23 protein-coding genes are annotated in these 24422 nt (G+C 40.3%); 7 read left to right on the top strand and 16 right to left on the bottom strand.

The window, feature by feature from the left end; genetic code table 11:
* Window position 1: 1 nt before the first annotated feature.
* The 16 genes from ACKTS5_RS03775 to ACKTS5_RS03700 all read right to left on the bottom strand — a co-directional run bounded on the left by ACKTS5_RS03775 (window position 2) and on the right by ACKTS5_RS03700 (window position 17537).
* Entirely contained in the window at window positions 2–2104 is a 2103-nt protein-coding gene (locus tag ACKTS5_RS03775; protein WP_408042506.1) for a cohesin domain-containing protein, read from the bottom strand.
* Window positions 2105–2193: 89 nt separating this feature from the next.
* A complete protein-coding gene (locus tag ACKTS5_RS03770; RefSeq protein WP_408042505.1) occupies window positions 2194–3705 on the bottom strand; it encodes a PKD domain-containing protein in 1512 nt (503 codons plus the stop codon).
* Between the two features lie 7 nt (window positions 3706–3712).
* On the bottom strand, window positions 3713–6628 hold the full coding sequence (locus tag ACKTS5_RS03765; protein ID WP_408042504.1) for a PKD domain-containing protein: 2916 nt from the start codon (window positions 6626–6628) through the stop codon (window positions 3713–3715).
* 47 nt (window positions 6629–6675) lie between these two features.
* On the bottom strand, window positions 6676–7326 hold the full coding sequence (locus ACKTS5_RS03760) for a hypothetical protein (RefSeq protein ID WP_408042503.1): 651 nt from the start codon (window positions 7324–7326) through the stop codon (window positions 6676–6678).
* 11 nt (window positions 7327–7337) lie between these two features.
* Window positions 7338–8339, bottom strand: a complete 1002-nt coding sequence (locus ACKTS5_RS03755; protein WP_408042502.1) for a hypothetical protein — start codon at window positions 8337–8339, stop codon at window positions 7338–7340.
* 1 nt (window position 8340) lies between these two features.
* Complete coding sequence (locus ACKTS5_RS03750; RefSeq protein ID WP_408042501.1) at window positions 8341–8616, bottom strand: hypothetical protein; 276 nt, start codon at window positions 8614–8616, stop codon at window positions 8341–8343.
* A complete protein-coding gene (locus ACKTS5_RS03745) occupies window positions 8603–8890 on the bottom strand; it encodes a hypothetical protein (protein ID WP_408042500.1) in 288 nt (95 codons plus the stop codon). Before ACKTS5_RS03745 ends, ACKTS5_RS03750 begins: the two co-directional genes overlap by 14 nt.
* A gap of 12 nt (window positions 8891–8902) precedes the next feature.
* Window positions 8903–9217, bottom strand: coding sequence for a PAAR-like protein (locus tag ACKTS5_RS03740; protein WP_408042499.1), 315 nt, complete (start codon window positions 9215–9217; stop codon window positions 8903–8905).
* A gap of 6 nt (window positions 9218–9223) precedes the next feature.
* Window positions 9224–10060 carry a hypothetical protein gene (locus ACKTS5_RS03735; RefSeq protein WP_408042498.1) on the bottom strand — a complete coding sequence of 279 codons (837 nt, stop codon included), beginning with the start codon at window positions 10058–10060 and terminating at the stop codon, window positions 9224–9226.
* 3 nt (window positions 10061–10063) lie between these two features.
* Complete coding sequence (locus tag ACKTS5_RS03730; RefSeq protein WP_408042497.1) at window positions 10064–11527, bottom strand: hypothetical protein; 1464 nt, start codon at window positions 11525–11527, stop codon at window positions 10064–10066.
* Window positions 11528–11530: 3 nt separating this feature from the next.
* The gene (locus ACKTS5_RS03725; RefSeq protein WP_408042496.1) at window positions 11531–12292 is read right to left on the bottom strand and encodes a DUF6046 domain-containing protein; all 762 of its coding nucleotides are present in this window, start codon (window positions 12290–12292) and stop codon (window positions 11531–11533) included.
* Between the two features lie 2 nt (window positions 12293–12294).
* Window positions 12295–14568 (bottom strand): hypothetical protein, encoded by a 2274-nt coding sequence (locus tag ACKTS5_RS03720; RefSeq protein ID WP_408042495.1) that lies wholly within the window; start codon window positions 14566–14568, stop codon window positions 12295–12297.
* A gap of 207 nt (window positions 14569–14775) precedes the next feature.
* Window positions 14776–15114, bottom strand: a complete 339-nt coding sequence (locus tag ACKTS5_RS03715; RefSeq protein ID WP_408042494.1) for a hypothetical protein — start codon at window positions 15112–15114, stop codon at window positions 14776–14778.
* An 80-nt stretch (window positions 15115–15194) separates the two neighbouring features.
* Entirely contained in the window at window positions 15195–15620 is a 426-nt protein-coding gene (locus ACKTS5_RS03710) for a hypothetical protein (protein ID WP_408042493.1), read from the bottom strand.
* Between the two features lie 17 nt (window positions 15621–15637).
* Window positions 15638–16867 (bottom strand): DUF2586 family protein, encoded by a 1230-nt coding sequence (locus ACKTS5_RS03705; protein ID WP_408042492.1) that lies wholly within the window; start codon window positions 16865–16867, stop codon window positions 15638–15640.
* Window positions 16868–16886: 19 nt separating this feature from the next.
* Window positions 16887–17537, bottom strand: a complete 651-nt coding sequence (locus ACKTS5_RS03700) for a hypothetical protein (RefSeq protein ID WP_408042491.1) — start codon at window positions 17535–17537, stop codon at window positions 16887–16889.
* Window positions 17538–17847: 310 nt separating this feature from the next.
* On the opposite strand from ACKTS5_RS03700, the gene ACKTS5_RS03695 reads away from it, so the two are divergent.
* From ACKTS5_RS03695 to ACKTS5_RS03665, 7 genes are all read left to right on the top strand, one after another.
* Window positions 17848–20280, top strand: a complete 2433-nt coding sequence (locus ACKTS5_RS03695) for a tetratricopeptide repeat-containing sensor histidine kinase (protein WP_408042490.1) — start codon at window positions 17848–17850, stop codon at window positions 20278–20280.
* Window positions 20281–20307: 27 nt separating this feature from the next.
* Entirely contained in the window at window positions 20308–21042 is a 735-nt protein-coding gene (locus tag ACKTS5_RS03690) for a LytR/AlgR family response regulator transcription factor (protein WP_408042489.1), read from the top strand.
* Between the two features lie 75 nt (window positions 21043–21117).
* Entirely contained in the window at window positions 21118–21852 is a 735-nt protein-coding gene (locus tag ACKTS5_RS03685; protein ID WP_408042488.1) for a YqjF family protein, read from the top strand.
* Between the two features lie 4 nt (window positions 21853–21856).
* Window positions 21857–22501 (top strand): hypothetical protein, encoded by a 645-nt coding sequence (locus tag ACKTS5_RS03680; RefSeq protein ID WP_408042487.1) that lies wholly within the window; start codon window positions 21857–21859, stop codon window positions 22499–22501.
* Between the two features lie 206 nt (window positions 22502–22707).
* Window positions 22708–23466, top strand: coding sequence for a hypothetical protein (locus tag ACKTS5_RS03675; protein WP_408042486.1), 759 nt, complete (start codon window positions 22708–22710; stop codon window positions 23464–23466).
* A gap of 91 nt (window positions 23467–23557) precedes the next feature.
* The gene (locus ACKTS5_RS03670; RefSeq protein ID WP_408042485.1) at window positions 23558–23974 is read left to right on the top strand and encodes a DoxX family protein; all 417 of its coding nucleotides are present in this window, start codon (window positions 23558–23560) and stop codon (window positions 23972–23974) included.
* Window positions 23967–24419, top strand: a complete 453-nt coding sequence (locus ACKTS5_RS03665) for a MarR family winged helix-turn-helix transcriptional regulator (RefSeq protein ID WP_408042484.1) — start codon at window positions 23967–23969, stop codon at window positions 24417–24419. The genes ACKTS5_RS03670 and ACKTS5_RS03665 overlap by 8 nt, the downstream gene beginning before the upstream one ends.
* Window positions 24420–24422 lie beyond the last annotated feature (3 nt).

Below are 24422 nucleotides of genomic sequence, written 5' to 3'. Positions count from 1 at the left end.
CTTAATTCACTATTATTTTTTGTATGGATTTACGTCCTTCTTGTTCACTCTCGAGCAAATACATGCCTTTCGGTAAGAAACGAAGATCTAATTGCTTTACTCCTTTTGTCATTTCCAAAACAAAAGTTTGGTTCAGTACCACTTTCCCTGTAGGATCCATCAATTTTAGTCGAACCTGCTCTCCCGTGCTTCCCTTTACTTCAATGGTAAACACCGAGCCTGGGTTTGGATATATTTGGGGGAGTGTTGAGGAATTTGAAGGAGAAATTTCCAACTTTTGAACATCCATTTTAAGGCGATTCAAGCCCTCGTCAAAAGCCATCATAGGAACAATACTACCCTCCATTGCCATCCTAGAGCTTTTCATTAAAGGCCTTTTCCTTTTAAACTTTAAGGCCAACAAGGAAACTCCGCGACCATGACTATGCCCCTCAGCCTGATTATCGGTGTACAACAGGGATACTTTCCCCGGATCTTTCGCTAACAATTCGTAATCCAAATCACTGCGATTTAAAACTCCAGATTCTAAGCCCAAAAAGTGAAATTCGTTAGCATCATAAGAGAACGTAGCCTGAAAAGCAGAGATATCAACATAGTTATCAACAACTTTTAAACACACACTAAACTCTTCACCAACAATACTTTCACATTCAAAAAACCCTAACTCAACAACCTTATCAACACCTCTATTGTTAACAACATGGTCGTTATTAACATCTCCCACTTTAATTCCGACAAAATCTTGATTCTTAACACTAGCATCAAGTGGTGTCATAACAATTCGATGTGGAATGGTGGATACAAAAGGATTTTGGGGATTTGGAAATACAAAGTTTTTAGGAACAAACTTCCAACTTTGTGAAAATCCAGCTTGTCTTTGCAGTATTACTTTTCGAAGAGTGATAATATCTGCCACATCAATGGCATTGGAAGCATCCGTATCAGCTGCGATCAATTTATAGGGTGACAGTGCAATAGATTTTCCTAGCAGGTACTTTCTTATCAGTAAAATATCAGCCACATTGATACCATTGGTCATTGCCAAGGCTCTTTGAACCGTAAGTGTCCCACCACTTTCGGGCAAGGTGTTAAACAAAAACGTTCCGGTAATATTGTTGAGCTGCTTCTTTTCTTTAGTATCGGTAGTAAGAACTACGGTTGACTTCGGCAAGGGTTTATTATCTTCATTTACGATAGTTCCTGATATTTTCAAATATGCTAAGATTTTAATCATCGCCTTAGCGTTAGCACTCAACTCTTCTTGTGCCTGATTGTTGAAAACCTTTAAATCAACTACCTCCAAAGGAAACTCCCCTACCGATTGTCGGGCCTGAAATGACAACTCAAACAGTATTTCATCATTGTCAATCGCTGTATTTAGCAGTTGTGGTTGATCCCAAACAACGCGAACTTCCCCTGGTGTCAATTCAAAAAAATTAGCAGTGCTCATCCCCGTTAAATCACGGTGAAAATTCGTCACTGACTCAAATTTCAATGCATTTTTTGGATATTTAAAAACTGCCTGAAACCCTGCTACTCCCGCAAAGTTTTTTGCTCTCACAGGAATTTTAAAGCTGCTTCCAACTCCGACCACCTGTGAACTCAGTGCCAACTGACAGGCACCAAAAGTCATCATTCCTCCTGCTGTCTCTGTCGTCATGGGAGCTCCTTGAGCGTTCGCTACTTTACTAGTTAAAAAGGTAAATTTCCAGCGCTCTCTTAATTTGGTTATCACCTTGAGTTTTACATAAAACAATACTGATTGCTCAGAAAGCGTATGGGGTTTAAAGCCCGTATCAGCCCAAACGACACTCAGCACTCCACCTGAATACCTATAATTTAGGTTTGAAAAATTTTTAAGTGCCGCATGTACTTTCGTCAGTGCAACAAACTCAAACTTCTCTTCTGGCAATTGCATTTTTAATTCAAAGCCTACCGCATTGGTAAACTTGTCAACTCGAATCGGGATTTCTATCAATTCAGAGGCATTGGCAACGACTTCAGGAGTGCTAAAAGCCACCTGAGCTGTTACCCACAAGGTTTGTAGGAGACTTATCAAGAGTATAAGCCTCCTCTTTCGGTAAATTTGTAGTTGTTTTTTCATGGTTATAATTAATTTGATTACTTACTTTTAAGCAAGAGTAGCCCTCAAGAGCTCTCCTCTTGTATCGATATGTATTATGATTGATTGCTTTATTTTTGGGCTGCTAGTAACTTGACAAGCTGATCGGTATTCTTGATTTGAATATGAGCCTCGGTACGTCCAGTTGTATTTCCAGCCCCTACAGAAACGGCAAATTCTGCACGTCCTTCGTTGTTTAAATTGACTAAAAATTCTTTTTCACCCAGCAGTAACCCTACCTGAGGAAGGTGAACAAAAACGTTTCCTTTGGAGACATTTGTTTTTATGGAAGCGATCATGGTTACCGCGCTACTTGGAGCTCCCGCTAGTTTAACGCTGTACGATTCAACTTTGTTCCACGGTCCAGTAAGTTGACGATTCAGGAGTAAACTCACTGTTTGCTGAACTTCTACGGTTACTAATGAACTGATCTCAGCTCCCTGAGGGTCTCTTGCGGTAATTTTGAATTGATAATTTCCTGCTTGAAGTCCGTTTAACTGCAACGAAGGAGCATTCACCGGTTTCCAGTTGGCTAGCGTACCCGCTGTTTTGGTCCAGGTATATTTCAAAACATCCTTATCCGGATCCGTCGCCGCTGCTATGAGTTCTGTTTGAGCCCCTCCGTCTTGCGCAGTGTAGCTTAAAACAGTTTTTCCTGTCACCTTGAGTCCCTCAGGAGGTCGGTTTGTGTAGCGTACATAAATAATATAACGCGTTGTGCCTTTTGCCTGCTTACGGAGATCTGGAATACTCATTCCTTGAATCGGAACTCCTGCATTGCCATCACAGTCTACCCAACCATAAGGTAACTTGATACCGTTCCAGGCAACGATGAGCCCTAGTGGCACCGCTCCAATAAACCCTCCTTGACTTTTTCGCAGAGTTCCCTGCTCATCAATGAGCAAGCACTGTTCGTGAATTTCTTTGCTCTTAGCCTTTTGATAAAGGGTCACAGCCCCTCCAAAATGTAGCTTTGCTGGCACCGAGCCTTTATTGATTTCCAACATCTTACCGGTATCTAAAAATCGCCCGTCAAGCTCCTTAGTTCTTACCACAGCTCGTTCTTGTTCTGACACATCTAACGCTGAAATTGCGTGATTGCCAAGATTTAAATCTCCTTGCATCACTCCAGTTCCATTTAAGGAGAGCAATTTTGTATGCAACTCAGGGATATGCACAAGCGACTGAAAACTAGACAACTCGAAATACGAAAAAGACACCCTTTTCTCTTCAGTGGTCACAGGAACAGGAATTTGATGAGGAATTTCTTGGACAAATGCTGCAATTTTATGAGTGTATACCTTTCTTTTCTGTCGATCTCCGAATTCCAAAAATTCTTCAATCGTTTTCACTCTTAAAAAAGGAGTACTTACCCCCTGAGCAACATAAATAAGCTCCCCGGCAATAACCACCCAGCCTCCTTGAGACTGTGTGGTGTTTTGCAATACGTACTTTCCAGTTGCAATTCCCAGTTGTTTTGAAAAGCTAGCAAACAAATTGCCAGCATACATTTGTTGCATATCCGCAAGCGTTTCTTGTTCTAACAAAAAGCCACCTGCTCTGGTAAAATCAATACTATTCATCGGTCTTTTATTTTTTAGGATCACCTGTATGTTCGTTGATTTCTGCATTGTGCGCAACGATCCCTCCAACACTAAAATTATCAACCGATTCTACATCGAGTACGGCCACTTCAATGGGTTCTTCCACCGTCAGGACCTCAGTAATATCAATGGTATTTCCTGAAGGTGCTAATAAGCTCATTCCTTTTCGAAGATCCATAGGTTTTATCCAAGCAAGCTCATCTCCTCCTGTACAAGTTAGTACTGGATGCGCTGCTGTAACTCTAATATGCTGGTCATTTGCTAAAGAAATTTGTAAATATTCATCAACCACAAACGTCGATTTTCGCAATACCGTTACCGGACATAATGTTCCTTCCGATATTCTTCCTTTCCAATTCATATAATCACCCTCTGAGGCATCTATCCTATTCGGGTAATCCAGTCCTATTAATGTATCCCCTACCTCGACATCACCTAACCTTTTTTCACCTCCATCATACAACGGCACGGTAGTGGTAACATCGAAACACTTGATTCCTTTACTCACCGCCGAAGCAGATGTTGACATGCCCCTCAACGTAAATTCGGCGCGTATAGACGAGCGGGTAACCACATCGGCAGACAATTCAAAATTCAATGAAATTTCTCCTGTACTGCTCATGTCTGCAAAGGTTTTTGTTCGAGATCCATTCGATGACATCCCTAAACCTGAGCCACTTCGGTCAATTAAGACACCATTTCCTTCCAGAACTTTAAATTGTACTCCGAGCGTAATATTATCATCTCCATAATTTGGAGGTCCTTTCAATACTACCCTAAACACATACTTCGAATCTGTACTGGAAACATGGACTATGCGTATGGTTAAATGAGGGTATTCCTTGTACATCGCAGTTCGCGAGCGCAGACCGTCAGAATCGGTTACAAACACCGAGAAATTGTGATATCCGGGAGCGAGCTGATTAGGAGCTACATCAAACGAAGCACTGCGAATTGGCTTGGGCAACATCGTCGACTCTGTCCAATGATAGGTTAAATTACCATTGGCTCCATCGGCATCATTCCCTGTGGCAGTAACGCGAATTGCACCGTTTCTACCTGGAATTCGGGCGATTGAAATATCCGAAATCGTAGGAGCTACCAAAGCCTTTTTCACCAACACATTAGTATCTGCCTGTGCCTGCATTCCATCAACATCAGTCACGGTAACTCGAAAAACATAGGATCCTTCCTGTAAATTTGTCACTGAAGTTGCTGTACTTGTAGGACTTGAAATCGTTGCTCCACCCCCCGAAACTTTTGTCCATCGCACAGACAGCGCATCTTGGTTTTCATCACTTACAGTTGCAGATAGATTCACAGAATTTGTTGGCAATTGAATGGTCTGATTAGCATTCACACTTACCTTTGGAGCCTTTTTTATCTTAGCTACTGTGACGATCACTTCTTTTGACGTGCGAGCCCCACGATCATCTGTAACTACGGCTACAAAACGATGCGTTTGAACGCCCAAGCCCGTCAACTGGATAGCAGCCTCAGTACCTATCACTGTGCCCGCAGCATTTTTCCATTGATAACTCAAGGTTCTTTTTTCTGGATCACGAGCCACTATAGTTAAACGGGTACTGCTCGTTCCGCGCACCACGGTTAAACTCTTAGTTCCATCAATTCGATCAATAATAGGTGCTTGATTTTCGGTTACCGTCAATGTCATTTGATCAAACCATGACAGTCCTTCATTATCCGTTGCTGTAAGCTTAAATTGATAAATTCCAGGGCGTAGTCCTCGTATTTTGGTTTTCAATGCATTGGGAGTTTCAAACACGCAGGGCAAGCCGGGAGGAACAGAGGTATAGGTCCATTTCGTCGAGGCTATAGTTCCGTCTTCGTCTGTACTCGTACCTTCTAAAACGGCATAATCTATACCAGGTTTCCAAGGCAACTCCAAACTTTGGTCAGTTCCTGCCTGTACCAAAGGATACTTGTTATATACCCCAACATACATGATGTAACGCACCGGTCCCATAAATTCACTTCTCAAATCTGGAATATTAAATCCATTTACCGATCTCCCTAGGTATCCATCGCAAAGTATCCAACCTGCAGGAATAGTCGTTTGGTGCCAAAGTGCTATCATACCAAGTACAACACTACCTATAAAGCGCCCACCACTTTTCATTAACTTTCCATCGGCATCCAATAAAACGGGATGTTGATCGGCTCGTGTGCTTTGCGCTAGCCCTGACATGCTTACCTCACCGTGCAAATGCACATTTTCCCAATCGGCTTCGTGATTGATACTCAAACTAGATCCTGTATCTACCAATGCCCTTCCTAAAGGTTTTTTGGGATACGCTTTTCCACGCAGTTCAGAGTGGCCGAACCACAGTTCTTTTGCTCGAATAAAAGCCTTTTCTCCCTCCTTTACATTCAGTGCACTGAGCTTATGTCCGCCTAAATTGAGATCCCCCTTCATGGTATTTGAGCCATCGAGTGTTAGGTACAAATTTCCCAAATCAGGAATATTGGTAATTCGCTGTAAATCGTCGAGTTTATAAAAAGTTGTATGCACCGTTTCCTCCGAGGTATTTTTTACAGGTACCGGATTTGCGGGAATAGACGCCACATAACTACCTTCCCAAGTGACAAACACCTTGTGTTTAGCACCTGACCGAAAAATTAATGCTCTTTTCGACTCTTTAACTTGAAGAAATGCTGTTGGATTCGCCGTTGGTGTTATCGGAATGAGTTCTCCTTGAATAATAGCCCAACCCCGATCAACGGCGTTTCCTGGAAACAACAGATAGTTTTTGGTTTCTTCAACTCCCAAATGTTTTTTAAAAGCCATAAATAACTGATCTTTATAGGCAGTTTGCATTTTGGCTAATGTATTTTGTTCCAGAGGAAATCCTCCGGGTTTCGAAAAATCAATTTGATGCATAACAATGCTTTTTAAGTAATTAGAAACTAGAATTTAAGGGAAAAACACTAGTATTTATAGGTTTCATAAGTTTTACCTGTCAATTTGTAAAACCTCAACAACTCATGAAACTTAGAGGTTTTGACCGCTACGGGAGCAAGGGCTGAATTTTGAGGATTTGGACGATCTTCAAAGTAGAGTTCATTCACTAATTTTTGAATTTTCTCGACCCCTGAAACCCCCGTTAATTTCTCTTTAATATTCAGTGCCTCCGGAATCAATATTCTAAAATCGGCATACTCCATTTCAGTATAGTCTTTGGTTTCTACCAGATACAACCCTTTACCTGATGATACCGTCACCTCATTTCTTCGATACACCAAGGGGGCTTCGTAGCCCAAACGGTGTTCTTCGTGTAAATAAATATGTTGAATGGTGGGCTGTAAGCTTTCAGCGATATAGATGTATTTCTGCTGAATTTTATCTTGTAGGCTTATATTCGGATTGTATGAAATTGCTGTATTAAACTGTTCATTCAACACTTTTTCTAAATACATCACCTGCCCGCTGTGTTGCATTTTATACAGGTTCTCTTGGTACAAACTAAACAAGGGGCTCAGCATCGTATGCATCCATACTACATGCCTCTTTTTACGAAGTGTCGGAGGAAATAGCCACAAGAGCAGCTTATTCCAATCTAAGGTCATATAATTCTTCATAATAGTACTGATTAACGGTGATCTCTATAAAATGTATAGGGTAGGTATCGGAACGATAATTTTACCTTTGCCAAATCGAAATATCCAGAACGTGGTATAAAGTACTCCTCCCTATCCGGAACAGTTACTAACGGAGCACCTGCAGGCCCTGTTTGTATTTTTCTAATCATAGGAATTTCAACGCCATCAGCTTTTTGAAGGGCGTCTATCAAATACGTTCGAACCAGTCCGCCGTTGAACTCTAAGCCTTTTAAAAAATTCATAATAGCCACTTTTGCGGTATGGACTTCCGGCTTTGCAATCAACACTCCATTGTTCTCATCAAAAAGGTGATTCTTTGCTGCTGGCGTTTCGGGATTTAGATAGTGTGGAATATCTATCGGATTGATGTATACTTTTAGTGGATCCACGTACATATCGACTTCCAAATGCAATACATCTCCATCAATAGAGCTTATTTGAATCTGGTTTCCGGCATCTTTGATTTGGCGCATGTATTCACGAAATACAACCAGCTCATCCTTACTTAACTTGCGAATTTGACCGGTACTACTCTCTCCTGCAACTTTCATAAAGATCACACCTACTTGATTGTGAAAGTAATTCGCCACTGCGGCATTGATTTGATCTTGCGATTTCGGGTTGACATCTCCTTTGAGAATGGTATCTAAATCAACCTCTCCCACTGCACAAAATTTCACGACTTTTTTAGCGTTCAGCTCGCTAGCCGCAAGTCCTAAAGTATCAAACTGAAAAAAACCTCGATCCCACTTCAAGGGGTGTCCATATACAAATTGCAATGCTTGCTCGCGATACCAACTCAGGGTATGTGGGCGGGAAACCATGGTATTTTTTTCCACTATTTTCTCATGTGTCCATATTGCGGACGCCGTAATGTAAGACCACAACTTCCAAATGGAAGTCTTAGAACTATTGGTCAGGGCTTTCAATTCGGGTATCGACTCTTTTTGTCGAAACATTTCCTGCTGTATTTCAGCAATTGTTCTTGCCATTTTACTTGATTTTTAAATTCTTAATTCGACGTAAAATTTCGAGTTCTTCCTCGGTATGTAAGGTGGCTGGCGCTAGGTAACCCCTATGGTTTTCTCGGAGGGCATCGCGGTATTTCCCTGAAGAGGGGATGCTAATGTCTTCGTATTCCGAAGGCAACTGAGTGAGGCTATTCCAATTGTTGGCCTCTAAGATTTCGAAAATGCGATCCACACTGCCAAAATGAACAATGGCCAAATCCAGTACATTCTGATTTTCTAAAAGTCTAGTAGTTTCCATCGATCTGAATAGCATTTAAATTCGTCACATCAATTAACCGCACTTTGAAGTTGTCAAACTCTAGCTGCTTTTCAATTTCAGCTTCTAAACGGAGTTTGTTTATCGCTGAATTTCCCCTCAGGTAATTCTCTATTCCTACCCCCAATAATGGATACTCCTTATAACTTCCCTTTTGAGCGAGTAAGAGATGTTCTATGTTCTGCTGACTCGCCTCTGCCAAGTACAAATCTCCTTGGTAAAACAGCAAGTCTTGGTCTATTCTAAAATCAATCATAGTTTGTATTTTTTAAGTTTTTGTAATTTTTCCGATACCTCCTCCAGGAACACAGAGCAGTTCGGAGGATTCAAGTAAGAGTTCATTGGATCCCTGAAAAACATTTGATTGGAACCCCTTCCACTTTTGTATTTGTGGTGAGCAGGCTGCATTATTTAAAAGGGCACAATTCCCAAAAGGCTGAATAGTGGTATCCGCAACCGTGGCTACTTTCTTATTCCGTATCCAAAACTTCTTATTACTTGCGACTTGCAGCGGTTGTACTCCTGCTGACTTGTCGCAACGCAATAGAGCTCCTTCACATAAAAATTTGGTACTAACTGGCATGATTCATCAATTTATTTTCACGCTATCACTTCCTTTAATAGCCACCGATTTCCCAGTAATTTGAACTTCTCCATCATTACCAGCAACCAGCTCTAACTGCTTTGCTTCCAAGCGTACCTTCGTATCACTTTTCAACAGAACGCCCTCCTCTTCACTTATGCGAATTTCATGCGCCTCTTGCTTTGCTTTCAACACCAACTTCTTTTTTTCAAAGCACACTGTTGACTGTACTTTCTTATCCTCGAAATAACGGTATTGCACCCGGTCTTTGGTATGGATTACATCGCTCAATACTTCCTCTTCTTCTCCTTGATCTTTCGTGGGAGGTTTCACAAATTGTATCGTAGTTTGCTCCTTGGTCACAGCTGCTTTAAACTCATTATTAAAATTCAGCTGAAAAGCCTGTAGATTCAACTTCAACTCAACAAAGGACACTTTCTTTTCACCTTCTTGTTGCGCAGTTTCCTCTTGTACATTCAACAAGAGTCCTTCCAGCTCCGAATACTGACTTACAAAGTTCTTCCCTACCAAGTTGTCAACCGTCGAAACCATGACCCAACTCCCTAACTTAGGAATACAAATCAGGCCTCCTGCTTCACTTTGCAAAGAAGCTTTTAAACGCACATTGTGCAGCTCGAGTCCCTCGCTATTGCTTTTACCTGATTTCACCTCTTTTACCACTTCCTGAAAAGACTCGTGATCTTGTAATATTCTTACCGAAATCACATAATCAACAGGATCACTTTGGGTATCAAATTCATTGTGACTTACTATTGCCGGAAAAGTGCTTGGCAACTCCTTTTTTCGAACGAGTTCTTTTATTAAATATCCTATTTCATTCATAGCTTATCCTTTGGTAATTGATTGCATTACTACACCTTCGAGTTTGACATTGGCTGTTAACAAACTTCCGCCTTCTTCCGCTAGAATGGCAACTTCTATGGTTTCCAATACCGATTGTTCCATGCGAATCCTTGGATCAGGATCGGCATTAGCTCCCAGAAATATGACCTCTCTATAGCCATTGACACCAAACGAATGCTCTACAGCATCGACAAAGTACTTTTGGTTCTCCAAATGAAAATCAGCAATCGTACCTTGTTTCGACTGGTCTCTCAGTTCTATGATATCTCCAGGACGTATAAAGTCACCAACTTTTTCTCCTTCACTAGTGGTATAAATAGTTTCGCCAAACGTTGTAAAACTTCCTCTGAAGCCACTGTATTTTAACTGCTTAAATTTCTTTACCGCGAGTTTCATTACCTTGCGAATCACAGGATCTAACATTTCCATGCGGTCTCCGACATAGATTTTCTTTGCTGTTTTTCCTCCTAGTGTTTGCTTGGTCAGCTTAAAACTAGGGTCATAAAATTTATACGTATACTCTTCAAAATCATCTTCATCATCACCCGGTTTGGGTCTGGGAATTACAATACTCAACTTATCCGACTCTGCTTTACCTTGCAGTACGTATTTCACACGTACTTTTACGTTGTGATAATCGATATACACTAAATCATCATCAATAATATTGTCGTGGAATCGGAAAAAGCCCAACGGTTCTTCGCTTGTCAGTGCTGCGAAATTGATATTGGAAAAGCTAGGTCTCGATTTCCAATCAGCCTCTGATAACACCGGACTTACCACAGGTAATTTTTCATACTCTGTTCCAATACACAAAACAGGAATATAAGTACGCTCACCCTCTGTAGTGACCGATGTTTGTACATAGCGCATAAAGCTATAAATACCGTACTCCTCTTTTAACAGCTCAAAAAAATCGAGAACTGTATGATTTTTTAACACCAAACTCCCTAAGGACAGATCGACAATAGCCGAGCTCCTCAAGGCTATTTTTCGCTGCTCAAAAAACACTGCTACGTGACGACTCACAAACTCAAATACACTGACGTACTCGAGTGATTTCCCTACTTTTATGGGATAGGACTGACTGAGGAGTTTAGACTTTAAAAAGAACATGTGATCCTCACAAACTAACACCACAGGAACCCTGCCTTGTATTTCCCTGATCACCCCTTTAAATGCCAAATCACGCGGTGTTTCGTAGCCTAAATAGATTTCGATATCCGGATGAGTTTGCAACCAACGCAGCATACGAGAACGGAATTTTTTATCCAACACATCAAACTCTTCCAACTCTCCCTGAATAAATCGCGGTAAACGCACTGTTGCTGTATCCGTAAAAGATCGCCAGGACTCTTCTATTTTGATTTCATTGACGAAATTGATAATCAGAGGCTTCTGTTTATCCACTTCATGCACTACTATTTTACATGCTAATCGTAACATCCGCTAAAAATTTGAAAAGATTTCCTTCGCTGTACTCTTCGCAATTCCGCTCGCTGAGAAATCGCGTGAACGTTTCTTTATTTCCAAAGGAACCTCAGAGAGTGCGTTAAAGCTAAAAGGCTGAATATTCTTCATACCGTTATTACTCGGAAAATCATAATTTGTTACGACCAATTCAAAGACTCCCAGCTTACGCAACACTGGGTGAATGACTTTTAGCGCATAATTAGCATCCAAAATCCTCCTTAACTGGACCACCTGCGCAGTTGGATATCCTTTACCATGGGTTGCGAGTACCCCGTTCACGGTAATCTCGTGATCTCCGTTAGAAATAAACTCTTTAACCGTATAATCTCGGCCTTGAATGGCTGTAGTTACAATATTTTTACTTCTTTGAACATTCAATGCAACTCCGTCTAACCGGAAACCAAAAGTGGCTCCAAAGAGTTCTGTTACAAAGGCATTTTTTTCAAAGACTCCTTTGCCTTGCACCTTAATATCAACGACATCTCCTTCTGGGATTTCTATGACTAAAGGAGCAAAAACAGGCAAATTGAACGTACCGCCAGCCATGATAAACTCATCTACTTCGGTTAGCTCTTTTACCGACTCTAAAAAGTACTCTTCTGTCAAGTTTCTCAAACTATCGAGGTACTCTCCCTCATTGGTCGTAGTCAAAATATTTGTGACGTTTCTCACCATTCCTCTGCTGTTCTTCAATCGCAGCGAACTGAGTAAATTGGGTATGTTATACGTAAAACTCATGGTTATCGTTGGGTGTAAGTTGAAATTTTAGCATCCTGTAATGCTTCTTTTAATATTTTGGTCATCATACGTTTTACTTCGGGCATCGATTCTTTCAGCTGGGTGACATTAATATTCAACTCTCCAACTAAGGTATCGATGTGCAACCCTTCTCCTGCTAGGTTTGCTCGACCAGAAAAACCGGTTCCTGGCTTCGCAGTAATTTGTACTCCAGCACCTTTGACCTCAGCACCATCTCCATCTTTTCCGAAAACACTGTGAAATCCGGTCGTAATAACCTCTGATGACTTGTTCACTACGGTATTAACCACACTTCCTGCGTTGGTTGCCAAGCTCTCTAAAAATGACCATACATTTTTGGGGGCTTCACGATGGACTGTACCCTGATTGTTGACCGCCTGAATTACCGAAAACACACCGGAAGCCAAGGACTCGAAAAATTCTGAAAACAGTGACCTCATCAAGGATAAAGCGGCTGTAAACTCCTCGCTAAAAAGCGCTACCTGAGCTTGGACATTCTCCATCACACCCGCTAAATTTTCAAATACACTTATCAAGGAAATTACCTGCTGATTAACCGTGGTAAACAGCGCATTAAATTGGCCTATAAGCATCGCTATTTGTTCGGAAATTTTCTGAAATAACACCACAGTACTGTTTATAATTAGCTGTACTGCTTTTACTACCGCCACTGAAAGCCTTCGCCAAAGCGATATAATCTTTGTCAAAAACTTAAATTTCTGAATCACCTTAAAGAGCTTAAGGAGAATTCGATGGGTATTTCTAACGAGCTTGAATTTTTGAATACTGATAAATACCTGCTCCAATACATTGATGTACTGCTTTACTTTGTTTATGGCTACGAGCTGTATCTTTTGAACATTTACCGTTAACTTCACCGGAATCACTACCTGTGTTAAACGCGCTATAAAAAGTTGAAACACCTGTGTTATGCGTTGCACAAATACTGTAGTCACGCGATTCCAATGCACAGTTAATAGGGTGATACTCGACTCCAAAACAAATTTTAAGCGCGTCACCACCTGTGAAAATTGCACAAATACCGCTTGTATTGTTGCAATACTCTGTATCCAAATAGATACAACGTTCTCGAGTTGAAGAACAAAGACTGTCAAATTAACAAACAACTTCTGCACCTTTAAGGAAAACTGCGCCAGCATAAGCTTCCATTGCTGCTGTACACTCACAAAAGCGGTAATAAAATTGACAACAGTTAATTGAAAGCCTTGAAACACGTACTTCAGGTTTTCAATACTCAAACGGAATTCAGTAATCACCTGTTTAAAACTTAAGCGCAGCTTATTGATAATGCTGACAAAAACGAATTTCAAATTTTTAATCACCAATTGAAACCCATTGATCACCTGCTTAAAACTAAGGCTCAGCTTATTGGTAATCCTATTAAAAACGAGTTTCAGATTTTTAATCGTCAATTGGAAACCGTTGATTACCTGCCTAAAACTAAGACTCAGTTTATTGGTAATCCTATTAAAAACGAGTTTCAGGTTTTTAATCGTCAATTGGAAACCGTTGATTACCTGCTTAAAATTAAGACTCAGCTTATTGGTAATACTGTTGAAAACCAGCTTTAAATTCTTAATCGTCAATTGAAAACCGTTGATTACCTGTTTAAAGCTGAGGCTCAACTTATTGGTGATACCGTTAAAAACCAACTTTAAATTCTTAATGGTCAATTGAAAACCGTTGATTACCTGTTTAAAACTGAGATTCAACCTATTGGTCATGCCCTTAAAAATGAGCTTAAGATTTTTAATAACCAAGCGAAATCCTTTCACTACTTGTTTAAAGCTAAGGGAGAGTTTGTTTGTAATTCCTTTAAAAACGAGTTTTAAATTTTTAATGCTCAAGCTAAAGCCCTTAAACGATTGCTTTAAATTCGTAACAAACTTTGTTGTAAACCCTTTAAAAACATTTTTGAATTTTACTGAAATTCCCTTGAACACATTTTTTATTTTGCCCAGCGATAACTTAAAGCTTTTATCAAGGGTTTCATTGGTTTTAGCAATGATGTGTTGCACCGTTTCTAACTTGTTTACGATGTCGATCGAAAAATTATTCTTAACATTTACCTTTTGATTTTTGGTCGTGTTGACACGGATGTTTTGAATTACATTTTCTCCCGCATTTGCCACGGTGGCTATGGACTTGTGAATTGCACTCGAGGCCAATTCTGCCTGTTTATTAAAAATATGCAGGGCGGCCACGGCCTTCCCTATAGAAATATTACTAATCATCTTCGCCAAAAATTTTAGCCAAAGCCTTCGCTGTGACGTATTCTTGTTTTTTATCTAAATACTCTTGGAGCCAAAGCGCTTCACCGATAAGCCTCAAAAACTGTTCATCGTTCTGTTGATAAGGGTCTACCTTAAAATAATAGCGAATCAGTGCAGCTGCTTTCAGTATTTCATCCTCTCCCGCTAGCTCAGAAATAAGGAAAGGATCTAAATCTTTTTTGCCGTTGCCTCTTTGGGTTGTGTCACATCTGCAAACGCGGTAATTACGGACAGCTTCAAGTCGTCATCCATTTCTATTTCCTGATCTCCGCCGAGAAAACAGTTTTTAAAGAGTACCTCTAAGGCTTTAAACTCATCGGCTTTTGAAGTTTGTAACACTGCTGCTCTCGTAGCCATCGTAGGTTTCCTGAAATAGGCATAACACTTCTCTGACTCGTCGTTATCTACTGATACTTTAATGAGTTTTCCGTATTTTGATTTCCAAGTTTGTAATTGTGCTGTAGTAATGTTACCGTCTAATACGGTTGTGTTTTTTGTTGTTTCCATGTTTCTTTGTTTCTTTTTTCTTTTTAAATCCGAGCAACAAACTGCAATTATTGCCCGGATAGTTTATAGTAAATTGTCGCTTAGTTCCATTCAATATGAGAGACGATAAGGTCTAGCTGAACTTCTACCTTAGAATCTCCTTGTTTCATATCTCGTTTGTTGGTTTTGAATTCACAATTCCTGATAACATGTGTTATCACATTGCTAGAATTATCTAAAAAGCTAACCTTGATATCAAACAGAGGAACATCTTGAAGTCGTTTTCCTTTTGGCAATGCTTGTTGAATGGATTCTACCTCAAAAGCGTACAGCGTAATCGATGCTTTGGCCTCGTATTTTCCTCTGCCTCTAAAAACAGGCATGTCTCCTGCTCCGTAATGATTTTCTTTTACTTGTGCATCGTCGTAACTAATGGCAGTGATTCCGGTAACGATTCTATCTAATATATTTACTTCAACCGACGACCATCCGTGACGATGGCCATTTACTAATGGTAAATGTGGCATGATTTTAAGTCTTTAAGTTATTTTGATTTTGCAAAAGGATTTTTAAATCCTAAGTCTACAGTGATCTTTCTGGCCGTTCCGGTAGGAATAATAGAAACCACTACTTTGAGTTCGCTCGTTGCTAAAATATTTTGCAAGGGATCAACAAATACTTCCAATGCTGATATTTCTCCATTGGCCAACATGGCCTCTAGTGCCGCCTTACAAAGTGTTTCCATACCTTTGACTACAGAGGGAGCCAGTGTCCCATTTTGCGGATCGACAAGTACGGGAGAGTTTACTTTTGGCAACAGGGCCTGACGTACCAATCTCGATGCCTTATGTAAAGTTCTATTGGCTTCGATAAACGTATAATCCGAGGTCTTTTCAATACAGGTATGACTGTCGTTAAAATACACTCCTCCAATTCCGACATGGGTGCGAGTAAAAACGTATTTCGCCTCGTCTAAAACCGTTTGTGCTCCTTCTGTTGGTAAATTTTTCCCTCCGACAAAACCTACTTTTTGAAAACCATCACCACTGAGGTTAAACTTTTCTATCCAAGCAATGTTTTCGGATACTTTCGCTTTTGATACCGCGCCGAGTAGTACGCCTACCGCTGCTGTATTTTTGTAATTGTCTTCTTTAGCCTTTGCGGAGTCCATAGCAACCACGACTGAAACTCCTGAAGCCCCGATACCTTTGATTGCCACAGGTGCTTTGGTCGCATCAAATCCCTTACCTTCTAAAAAAATTTCCATAGGGCGGTGATTTTTAAACGCCTGTTCTGTTGCCGTTTTTGCTGCCGCCACTGCCTTGAGAGTTTGACTAAAATACTCTGGAGCTGTTTTAGATTTCGACTGATCTTCTCCTTTAAAAACAATCGCTAACTGTCTGATTTCTCCCAATGCTAATTCTTGCATCTTTCCAGCATCTTTCACCAAATTTGCATAGGTAGTCGCCTTGCTGTTTTTGTAAATAAACAGATCACCCGAAGGATTCATTCTAAAATACTGTGCTATTTGATAATACGCAGATTCCCCGCCGTTATCATAAGCTGGGATGATTCCCAAACCTTCTGCATCCTTCAAGGATGCCAAACGATACAATGTTTCATCTTTAAGCTGTAATGCAGTATCTCCAATTTTTGGACCGGTAGCATCAGCTCCGTTAAAGAGTAACCCTGAGACCATGTCTCTATTGGGAATTCTCCTTCCTAATCCGCCCGAGACCTTGTTGATTACAACGTCATTAAATAGTGCGCCCATAGTGCTAATTTTTATTTATTTATTTTCTGTTTTGTTCTTTGTTTAGTTCAATTTTATGGGTGATGATTTTGTCGACGAGCTCCGCCTTACCATCGGTATATACAGTTACATCAATTCCCTGTTTCCCTAACTTTTCTATCAGCGCCTCTTTCTTTGCGGGCTGTTTTAAATCGTCCTTACTAAACGCGTTGTTAAGAAGTAGGTTGTAGTGTTTTACCTGCCCTGTATCAATCAGGGTGGTTGTATACTCCATTTCCCATATTGAAAAATCAATCTTTTCCCATACCATCTGACTCTCTAATCGTTGACCTTCTCTAATTTTAAGAATGGGATTACTCACGGCAACAGCATTCGTCGAAGCAGAAGACACAGCACGCAAGGCTTTATCTATTTCACTCGCCATGGAGAAAACACCTGAAAACTGCTGATACAACTGGGGTGGAAAGACGATTGATATCTGAAAACTCACCTGACCTTGTCGAAACCCAGAGGCTCCTTGCTCCCACAAAACATCTTTGTACCGGAAAAAAACTCGGGGCGATTTCAAGGGGCCCTGTTGTCTGAAATAGGCATCACTATACAGCGATAGTTTTACCGGTGTTCCATCGGAACTTTTCAAGTGACTTTCAATGTGACTTTTTACAGTCTTAAAAAAGGAATTCAATACCATCTTGTTTCTTTTTCGCTACCTGACCCTCTGATTCACAAAGCATAGCTCGGTAGGTTCAAAGCCAAAAGTAGCCGCTTATTACAGCGCAAAATGGTCATTTTCATAAGTGTTGTAGTTTTATCAAAAAGCGCTTCATCTAATTTGATAAGCGAAAAAACACATTCAAAAAATCGTGAGTTCTCCTAAATTTTACACCTCTTTATTCTTATTTTTTTATAGATTTGCCCTCTCTTTTTGAACCTTTCACTTTCATCGTTAGAATTTTCTGTTCTGGTAATCTAGTATTTTATCAAACTAAAACAGAGAACATATGCTACCCAATCCTTCGCCCATGGCAACCTCTAAGAGGAGGCTCAAACACACCATTACATTATTTTTCTTAATTCTAACTCACGTACTGGTCTTAAACGCCCAGCAAACCCCAAAAATAGACTCGCTCATTCAACGCAGTCATGAAGAAACTTCGGCCGCTGCCAAAATCAAACTCTACAATAAAATAGCGCAGTTATACCCCCCTAAAGACTCATTGCAAAAACTGGCGTATATTCAAAAATCCATGAAGCTCTCTGAAGAAACAGGGCTGATATCAGGTACCATTGGCGCCTTGTTAGAACTCGGTTATTTCAGAATCAAAAAAGGGGAATACCAGCTCGCTTCAAAACAGTACCTCAACATTACCTCTCTGGCCGGAGATAGCCTCTTACAGCAAAAAGCCAAGGCCTATAACAACCTCGGAATTTTAGCCTACTTGCAAGACAAAGACAGCAGTGCCTTGGTATTCCACAAAAAGAGTTTGGCCATCAAACAACAGATTAAGGACACCATTGGTATTGCCAAATCACAAAACAATATAGGCCTCTTATACGAAGAACTCGGACAACACAACAAAGCCTTGTACTTTTACGAACAGTCCATCAAAACAAAAAAACTACGCAACGACAAAAAAGGACTCTGTTTTAGCTATTTAAACATCGGGGTTATCCATCAGAACAAAGGCGATTATCAGCTCGCTCTCGACACCTATTTAAAGGCCTTGAACTACGCAGAAGACATTAAGAATGCCAGTCAAATTGCCATGTGCAATACCAATATCGGAATCGTCTACAGCAAACTCGGTGATAAAAATAAAGCTATAGCATATTACCGTGCATCACTTGCCTACGAAAAAGAGCAGGACAATAAAAAGGGGATTGCAGCAAACTTGAACAACATAGGAGCGGCCTATTACGACCTCGGTCGCTATCCTGAAGGTCTTGAGTACTATCTTCAATCGTCAAAAATTCTTTCGGCAATTCCAGACACTCGCGGATTGACAATTAACTACAACAATATTGGAAGTATTTACAACGAATTAATGCTCTTTACCGATGCGCTCCATTATTTTAAAAAAGGACTTGAACTGGCCAAAAAATCAGAACACAAAGGCCAAACTCCCTTGCTGTATAACAATATTGCCAACACCTATGCCTCTATGAAAAAATTTGACCAGGCATTGGAAAATTATCAGTACTCCTTGCAAGCTGCTGAAAAGCTAGAAAACAAAGAATTCATCGCGGTAAATTTAATCGATTTAGGACAGCATTTCCTCGACACAAATCAACTTGAAAAAGCCATTAGCCACGCAGAAAAAGGCTTAGCCTTAAGCCAACAAATAGATTTTAAATCCAATATTGCTGAAGCCTACATCCTAGCAGGAAGAATTGCTTGGAGACAAAAAAACCTCACCAAAGCACAACAACTGCTCGAACGCGGAATTGCCCTGGCCCATACTATCCAAAATGTCACCAATATAAAACTAGGTGCTCAAATTTTAGTTGCTATTCACAAAGCACAAGGCAACTACAAGGGAGCGCTACAGCGTCTTGAAACCTTCCATACGCTCTATGATTCACTTCTGGGAAAAGAAAAAAACCTCACTATTGCAGGATTAAAAATTAAACACGAAACTGAATTAAAAGAACAAGAAATCGTCAACCTCAATCAAGAAGCTGCCATTAAAGAACTTCAACTCTCTGAGTCAAAATTAAAAACTACCGCACTGATCATTACCGTACTTGTACTACTGCTCTTAGGAATTGTGCTCGTGCTTATTTATCAGCAAAAACAATTCAAACTCACGCAGAAAAATCGAGATATCGAACAGAATTTGTTACGCGTTCAAATGAATCCTCATTTTATTTTTAATGCCATGGCGGCCATTCAGGACTATATTGATAGTGGTGCTAAAGAAAAAGCAGGATTGTACCTCGCTAAGTTCGCCAAACTTATACGGCAAGTTTTAGACAATTCTCGCAATCAGTTTGTGCCCCTCGAACAAGAAATAAAAATGCTCGATAACTACCTCGCTATCCAAAACCTGCGCAGAGCTGTACCATTTAACTATCACATTGACGTTGATGAAGCCATATTCACCGATGAAATTGCCATTCCACCTATGTTTGCACAGCCCTTTGTAGAAAATGCCATTGAACACGGTATAGCCTCACTGGGAGCTGAGGCGACTATCACCATCAGCTTTAGCCTAAAAGACGATCTCATCATTTTAGCCATTGAAGACAATGGTATCGGTATCACCGCCCTCGAACAAGAAATCCCGACAAATCACACCTCTCATGCAATGGCCATCACTAAAGAACGAATAGACCTCCTCAAAAAACGAGGATACAAAGAGAGTTACTTCAAAGTACACTCCGTAGCAACGGGTACCCGTGTTCAACTTCAACTCCCCTCTTTTACTATGTAAGTCTACTATCTACAGAACTATACTACTATGCAAACAGTTATCATTGAAGACAATAAAGCCGCCCAAAAAAGCCTGATAAGGCAACTGGAAAAACACTGTCCAAACGTACATTTGTGCGGTGTGGCTGAAACGGTAGAAACTGCTATCGCACTTATCACAACCACGGCTCCAGAACTCGTATTTTTGGATGTCGAACTCCCCGACGGGAACGGTTTTGACATCCTGGAGAGTTTGCCCGACAAAAACTTTCAGCTGATCTTTATCTCATCCTTTCAGCAGTACGCCTTACAAGCTATTAAGTACAGCGCGTTGGACTACTTGTTAAAACCTTTCGATTACGAAGATCTCGTCACCGCGGTTGAGAAGGCCTTGACCGAACGCCATACCCACGCTACGTCACAAAAACTAGATACCCTTCGTGAAAACATGACCTATGAACGCCCGCATAAACTCATCGTAAAAGACAAGCACGGACTCCAAATAATTACTATAAACGATATTTTTCACCTGGAAGCCAATGGGAGTTATACAGAATTCTTTATCAAAGACCAACATTCGCTCATGGCAACAAAGTCGATAAAAGAGTACCAGAACCTATTACCTAATCAAACTTTTTTTCGCTGTCACCAATCCTTTTTGGTCAATTTAAACCACCTCATCCGATACGATAAACGCGAAGGTGACTTCCTAGTACTCAAAAATGGCTATAAAGTCCCCTTGGCAACGAGAAAAAAAGACACTTTTCTTAAAATTTTACAATAAAATAGGCTCCTTGGATCATTTATCCGAGGAGTTTTCTCGGTATTTCGTAATTTTAACACTGCTAAACTCAACGCTATGAATATTACGAAAGAAACGGCGCACAGGCCCTTTTCTATACCCAGCACTCCTTGGAAATTTTACCAAGAATGGAACCGTGCCATTTTTTTGCATTGGCCCGTTCCTAAGACACTCTTACAACCCTATATCCCTTCCTTAGTACAGCTTAACACCTGTGATGGAACAGCATGGATAAGTTTTGTCGCTTTTAGTATGGAAAAGATGAAGTTTCGCTATGTCCCATCCTTTCCACCAATATCAAATTTCGATGAACTCAACCTGCGCACCTATGTGCGCAGCAATGGTAAAAGTGGTGTCTATTTTTTAAGTATCGAAGCTTCTAAAAAATGTGCTTGCTATATCGCTAAAGCAATTTCTGAACTTCCGTATACTCATGCCGCCATGCAACGCGAAACAGGGAAATTCTCTTCAAAAAATAGCGAAAAAGCTACTCAATTTTCGGTTTCCTTCACAAAAGAAAAGCTTATACGGAACAAAACCACCCTTGACCTATGGCTTACAGAACGCTATGCTTTGTTTCAAGAAAACTCCTCTGGTCAACTGCTGCAATTTGACATTCACCATGTGGAGTGGCCCTTGTATGCTATTAAATTAACATCTTTGGATTTTAAATTTCCGAAATTTGAAGAGCTACTCAATACGCCACCAGTACACGCCCATTACTCACCAGGAGTACAGGTTATTGCTTGGGATAAAAACACTGTACACACTACTGCTCCTCTCGAACCTTAATACTATGAAACATTCTTACCTCTTATTTTTATTCCTATTACTTTTTGCGGTTCACAGCTTTGCACAGCAAGCAAACGCCAAGCATTATAACGAATACGGAATAGAACTATCAGACTTCTTGTATAACAAACGACTACAAGAACCACAGTATCTAGACTTACATTTCCGAAGAGACCAACAAGAAATCACCATTCTTGTACCTAAAGAAAAAGTAGGTCAATTGGCTCCTAGTGCTCTGAAAGCATTACAAGCATACCTCCAAAAAATGGGCAAAAGCAGCCTAGCTGATAACGGTTACCTCGTTATTAATTATCTTTCCCCCTTGGCCTCTAATCAGAAAAAATTTGCTGCTTCCAAATGGAACGTGCTGGACGCTAATTTTAGTAATCGTCTAGCTCAACGCGATGCAATCTCCCTCTTTTGGATATACGACCCGAATTCAAAGAGAGCTTCGGACTACCAACGAAAGTACATTCACTGGATTCCCGATAAAGAACGACTCTTAAACAGACTCTTTTTTCCCTATGCAGTTCCCCATGGAAGCTTTTTACTCATCAAGCCTAACGGTGCATTCTATTATCATCAAGGTCCTTATGACAAGGACTATATTTGGAAACAAATGAAGCGTTTTTTCTTTCCTAAACTTTAAAACTCTATAATAAAAATGAGACTTTTCCATCCTCTACTCCTTTTATTCTGTTCCTGCGAGTGTTGGAATGCCTGATATCATATTTGTCATCAACAAATCCGGTTATAGTACTGCCCCCCTTAACCCCAAGAGACAGTGTTATTTCCTACATAAAATGAGCTCTCGACATCCATAGCGTCGTAACTTAACACGAAAATCCTGATTTTATGAAAATCATTACGCAGCTAAATAACTACTTTAAACAAAAGTACCGCCAATACTACATATACTATCGTTATCAAAACCTCGATGAGGTTCTGTTGGCGGATCGACTCCATCTTTTAAACAACATTGCAAGCCCCCAGTTGGCAAATATTGGACTGCCTCATTGGAATGGAAAATATTTATGGTACTCAGACTTCAACGAACAGGGAATTCAACATATAGTACAATACTCCGTAGGTAAAGGATATAGAGGCTTGCTAACCTTCGGGAATGCTTATCGTTGTATCCCTTCATATTCCGGAAATACACTAAGGTATCACCGAACAGCCAAAACGACTAAACTCATGTATCTAAACCATACACCACATTGGTACGGATATATGGAAGGCAAAAAAATTGTTAATTCGGATGAAATTAGTACCGTCAACAAAGCTTCTTTCCAAAAAACCTTGACGAAAAATCTTAGAAGAAATATTGCTATCATAAAAGAATGGTTTGACAACCATCAATCGATAGATCAAAATATTGCTTCTCTACATCAAAACCTACAAAAACCTCCATTTCGCATAGGAACTCCTTTGCTCACGGAAGAGTATCTACTGGCATTTCTTTACCATCAACAACATAACGAACAAGAAACCGCTAAGTGGATTCAAGCTCATTTTTCTAAAAACCTAAACTCCCAACACCAAAAAGAGCTACTACTCCGTTATTTACAAATAGACCCACAAAAAACAACACATTCATTAACAAATACTTAAAAACAAAACCCTTATAAAACCCATTATAGCTTTCCAATTTGCAAGGAAATCTTCGTACATTTGCATCGTGCACGATTTAATCTTTAACGATATGAAAACATTACAAAGCATCGCCCGAATAGTTTTGGGAGCCTTTATGACCTTTGCAGGTATTGGTCATTTAACCTTTCACAGGCAGGAATTTCTAGCTCAAGTACCGCGCTGGCTAACCCATCACTCAGACTTTATGGATCTCATTGTCCTGACCTCAGGAATTGTGGAAATTGCCTTAGGTATCGCCATGATCTTTTTATGGAAACATCAGAAAAAAGTAGGTATTCTGTTGGCAGTCTTCTTCGTGCTTATCTTTCCAGGAAATATTTCACAATACACCAATGAAATTAGTGCTTTCGGACTCGACACAGATCAAAAGCGGCTGATTCGATTATTTTTCCAACCCGTGCTCATAGTATGGGCACTGTGGTCAACAGGATCATTTACTAAAAAAAACAGTACGCAACATGACTAAAACTTGTGAACAACTAAAATTGGAAAACCAACTGTGTTTTCCGCTGTATGCAGCTTCTCGCTTAACGACTAAATTATACGCTCCCCATTTAAAACAGTTGGATATCACCTATCCACAATACCTCGTGCTCTTGGTACTCTGGGAATACGAAACCATGGCTGTAAAAGATATTGGAAGCCTGCTATTTTTAGAAAGTAATACATTGACCCCACTCCTCAAACGTTTAGAACAAAAAGAATTGGTTAGCAGAACGCGAGCTACCGACGACGAACGAACAGTACATATTGCATTGACAGCGAAAGGAAAGCAGCTTCAAGTAGCAGCAGCTTCCATCCCTAAAGAAATTGAACGTCACTTTGCCAATGATTCCTTTAGCGACGAGGAGCTCAAGGATTTCCGAAACAACCTCGTAAAATTATTAAGCTTATTACACAAACAGTTATAACCC

This window comes from Tenacibaculum litopenaei, assembly GCF_964514025.1.
Classification (GTDB): domain Bacteria; phylum Bacteroidota; class Bacteroidia; order Flavobacteriales; family Flavobacteriaceae; genus Polaribacter; species Polaribacter litopenaei.
The sequence above is the reverse complement of the archived record's forward strand: the minus strand, read 5'-3'. Positions and strand labels throughout refer to the sequence as shown.

What these genes read in the sequence shown, in the direction of transcription:
- ACKTS5_RS03775 (WP_408042506.1), bottom strand. Translation starts at nt 2,104, where the DNA reads ATGAAAAAACAACTACAAATTTACCGAAAGAGGAGGCTTATACTCTTG.
- ACKTS5_RS03770 (WP_408042505.1), bottom strand. Translation starts at nt 3,705, where the DNA reads ATGAATAGTATTGATTTTACCAGAGCAGGTGGCTTTTTGTTAGAACAA.
- ACKTS5_RS03765 (WP_408042504.1), bottom strand. Translation starts at nt 6,628, where the DNA reads ATGCATCAAATTGATTTTTCGAAACCCGGAGGATTTCCTCTGGAACAA.
- ACKTS5_RS03760 (WP_408042503.1), bottom strand. Translation starts at nt 7,326, where the DNA reads ATGAAGAATTATATGACCTTAGATTGGAATAAGCTGCTCTTGTGGCTA.
- ACKTS5_RS03755 (WP_408042502.1), bottom strand. Translation starts at nt 8,339, where the DNA reads ATGGCAAGAACAATTGCTGAAATACAGCAGGAAATGTTTCGACAAAAA.
- ACKTS5_RS03750 (WP_408042501.1), bottom strand. Translation starts at nt 8,616, where the DNA reads ATGGAAACTACTAGACTTTTAGAAAATCAGAATGTACTGGATTTGGCC.
- ACKTS5_RS03745 (WP_408042500.1), bottom strand. Translation starts at nt 8,890, where the DNA reads ATGATTGATTTTAGAATAGACCAAGACTTGCTGTTTTACCAAGGAGAT.
- ACKTS5_RS03740 (WP_408042499.1), bottom strand. Translation starts at nt 9,217, where the DNA reads ATGCCAGTTAGTACCAAATTTTTATGTGAAGGAGCTCTATTGCGTTGC.
- ACKTS5_RS03735 (WP_408042498.1), bottom strand. Translation starts at nt 10,060, where the DNA reads ATGAATGAAATAGGATATTTAATAAAAGAACTCGTTCGAAAAAAGGAG.
- ACKTS5_RS03730 (WP_408042497.1), bottom strand. Translation starts at nt 11,527, where the DNA reads ATGTTACGATTAGCATGTAAAATAGTAGTGCATGAAGTGGATAAACAG.
- ACKTS5_RS03725 (WP_408042496.1), bottom strand. Translation starts at nt 12,292, where the DNA reads ATGAGTTTTACGTATAACATACCCAATTTACTCAGTTCGCTGCGATTG.
- ACKTS5_RS03720 (WP_408042495.1), bottom strand. Translation starts at nt 14,568, where the DNA reads ATGATTAGTAATATTTCTATAGGGAAGGCCGTGGCCGCCCTGCATATT.
- ACKTS5_RS03715 (WP_408042494.1), bottom strand. Translation starts at nt 15,114, where the DNA reads ATGGAAACAACAAAAAACACAACCGTATTAGACGGTAACATTACTACA.
- ACKTS5_RS03710 (WP_408042493.1), bottom strand. Translation starts at nt 15,620, where the DNA reads ATGCCACATTTACCATTAGTAAATGGCCATCGTCACGGATGGTCGTCG.
- ACKTS5_RS03705 (WP_408042492.1), bottom strand. Translation starts at nt 16,867, where the DNA reads ATGGGCGCACTATTTAATGACGTTGTAATCAACAAGGTCTCGGGCGGA.
- ACKTS5_RS03700 (WP_408042491.1), bottom strand. Translation starts at nt 17,537, where the DNA reads ATGGTATTGAATTCCTTTTTTAAGACTGTAAAAAGTCACATTGAAAGT.
- ACKTS5_RS03695 (WP_408042490.1), top strand. Translation starts at nt 17,848, where the DNA reads ATGCTACCCAATCCTTCGCCCATGGCAACCTCTAAGAGGAGGCTCAAA.
- ACKTS5_RS03690 (WP_408042489.1), top strand. Translation starts at nt 20,308, where the DNA reads ATGCAAACAGTTATCATTGAAGACAATAAAGCCGCCCAAAAAAGCCTG.
- ACKTS5_RS03685 (WP_408042488.1), top strand. Translation starts at nt 21,118, where the DNA reads ATGAATATTACGAAAGAAACGGCGCACAGGCCCTTTTCTATACCCAGC.
- ACKTS5_RS03680 (WP_408042487.1), top strand. Translation starts at nt 21,857, where the DNA reads ATGAAACATTCTTACCTCTTATTTTTATTCCTATTACTTTTTGCGGTT.
- ACKTS5_RS03675 (WP_408042486.1), top strand. Translation starts at nt 22,708, where the DNA reads ATGAAAATCATTACGCAGCTAAATAACTACTTTAAACAAAAGTACCGC.
- ACKTS5_RS03670 (WP_408042485.1), top strand. Translation starts at nt 23,558, where the DNA reads ATGAAAACATTACAAAGCATCGCCCGAATAGTTTTGGGAGCCTTTATG.
- ACKTS5_RS03665 (WP_408042484.1), top strand. Translation starts at nt 23,967, where the DNA reads ATGACTAAAACTTGTGAACAACTAAAATTGGAAAACCAACTGTGTTTT.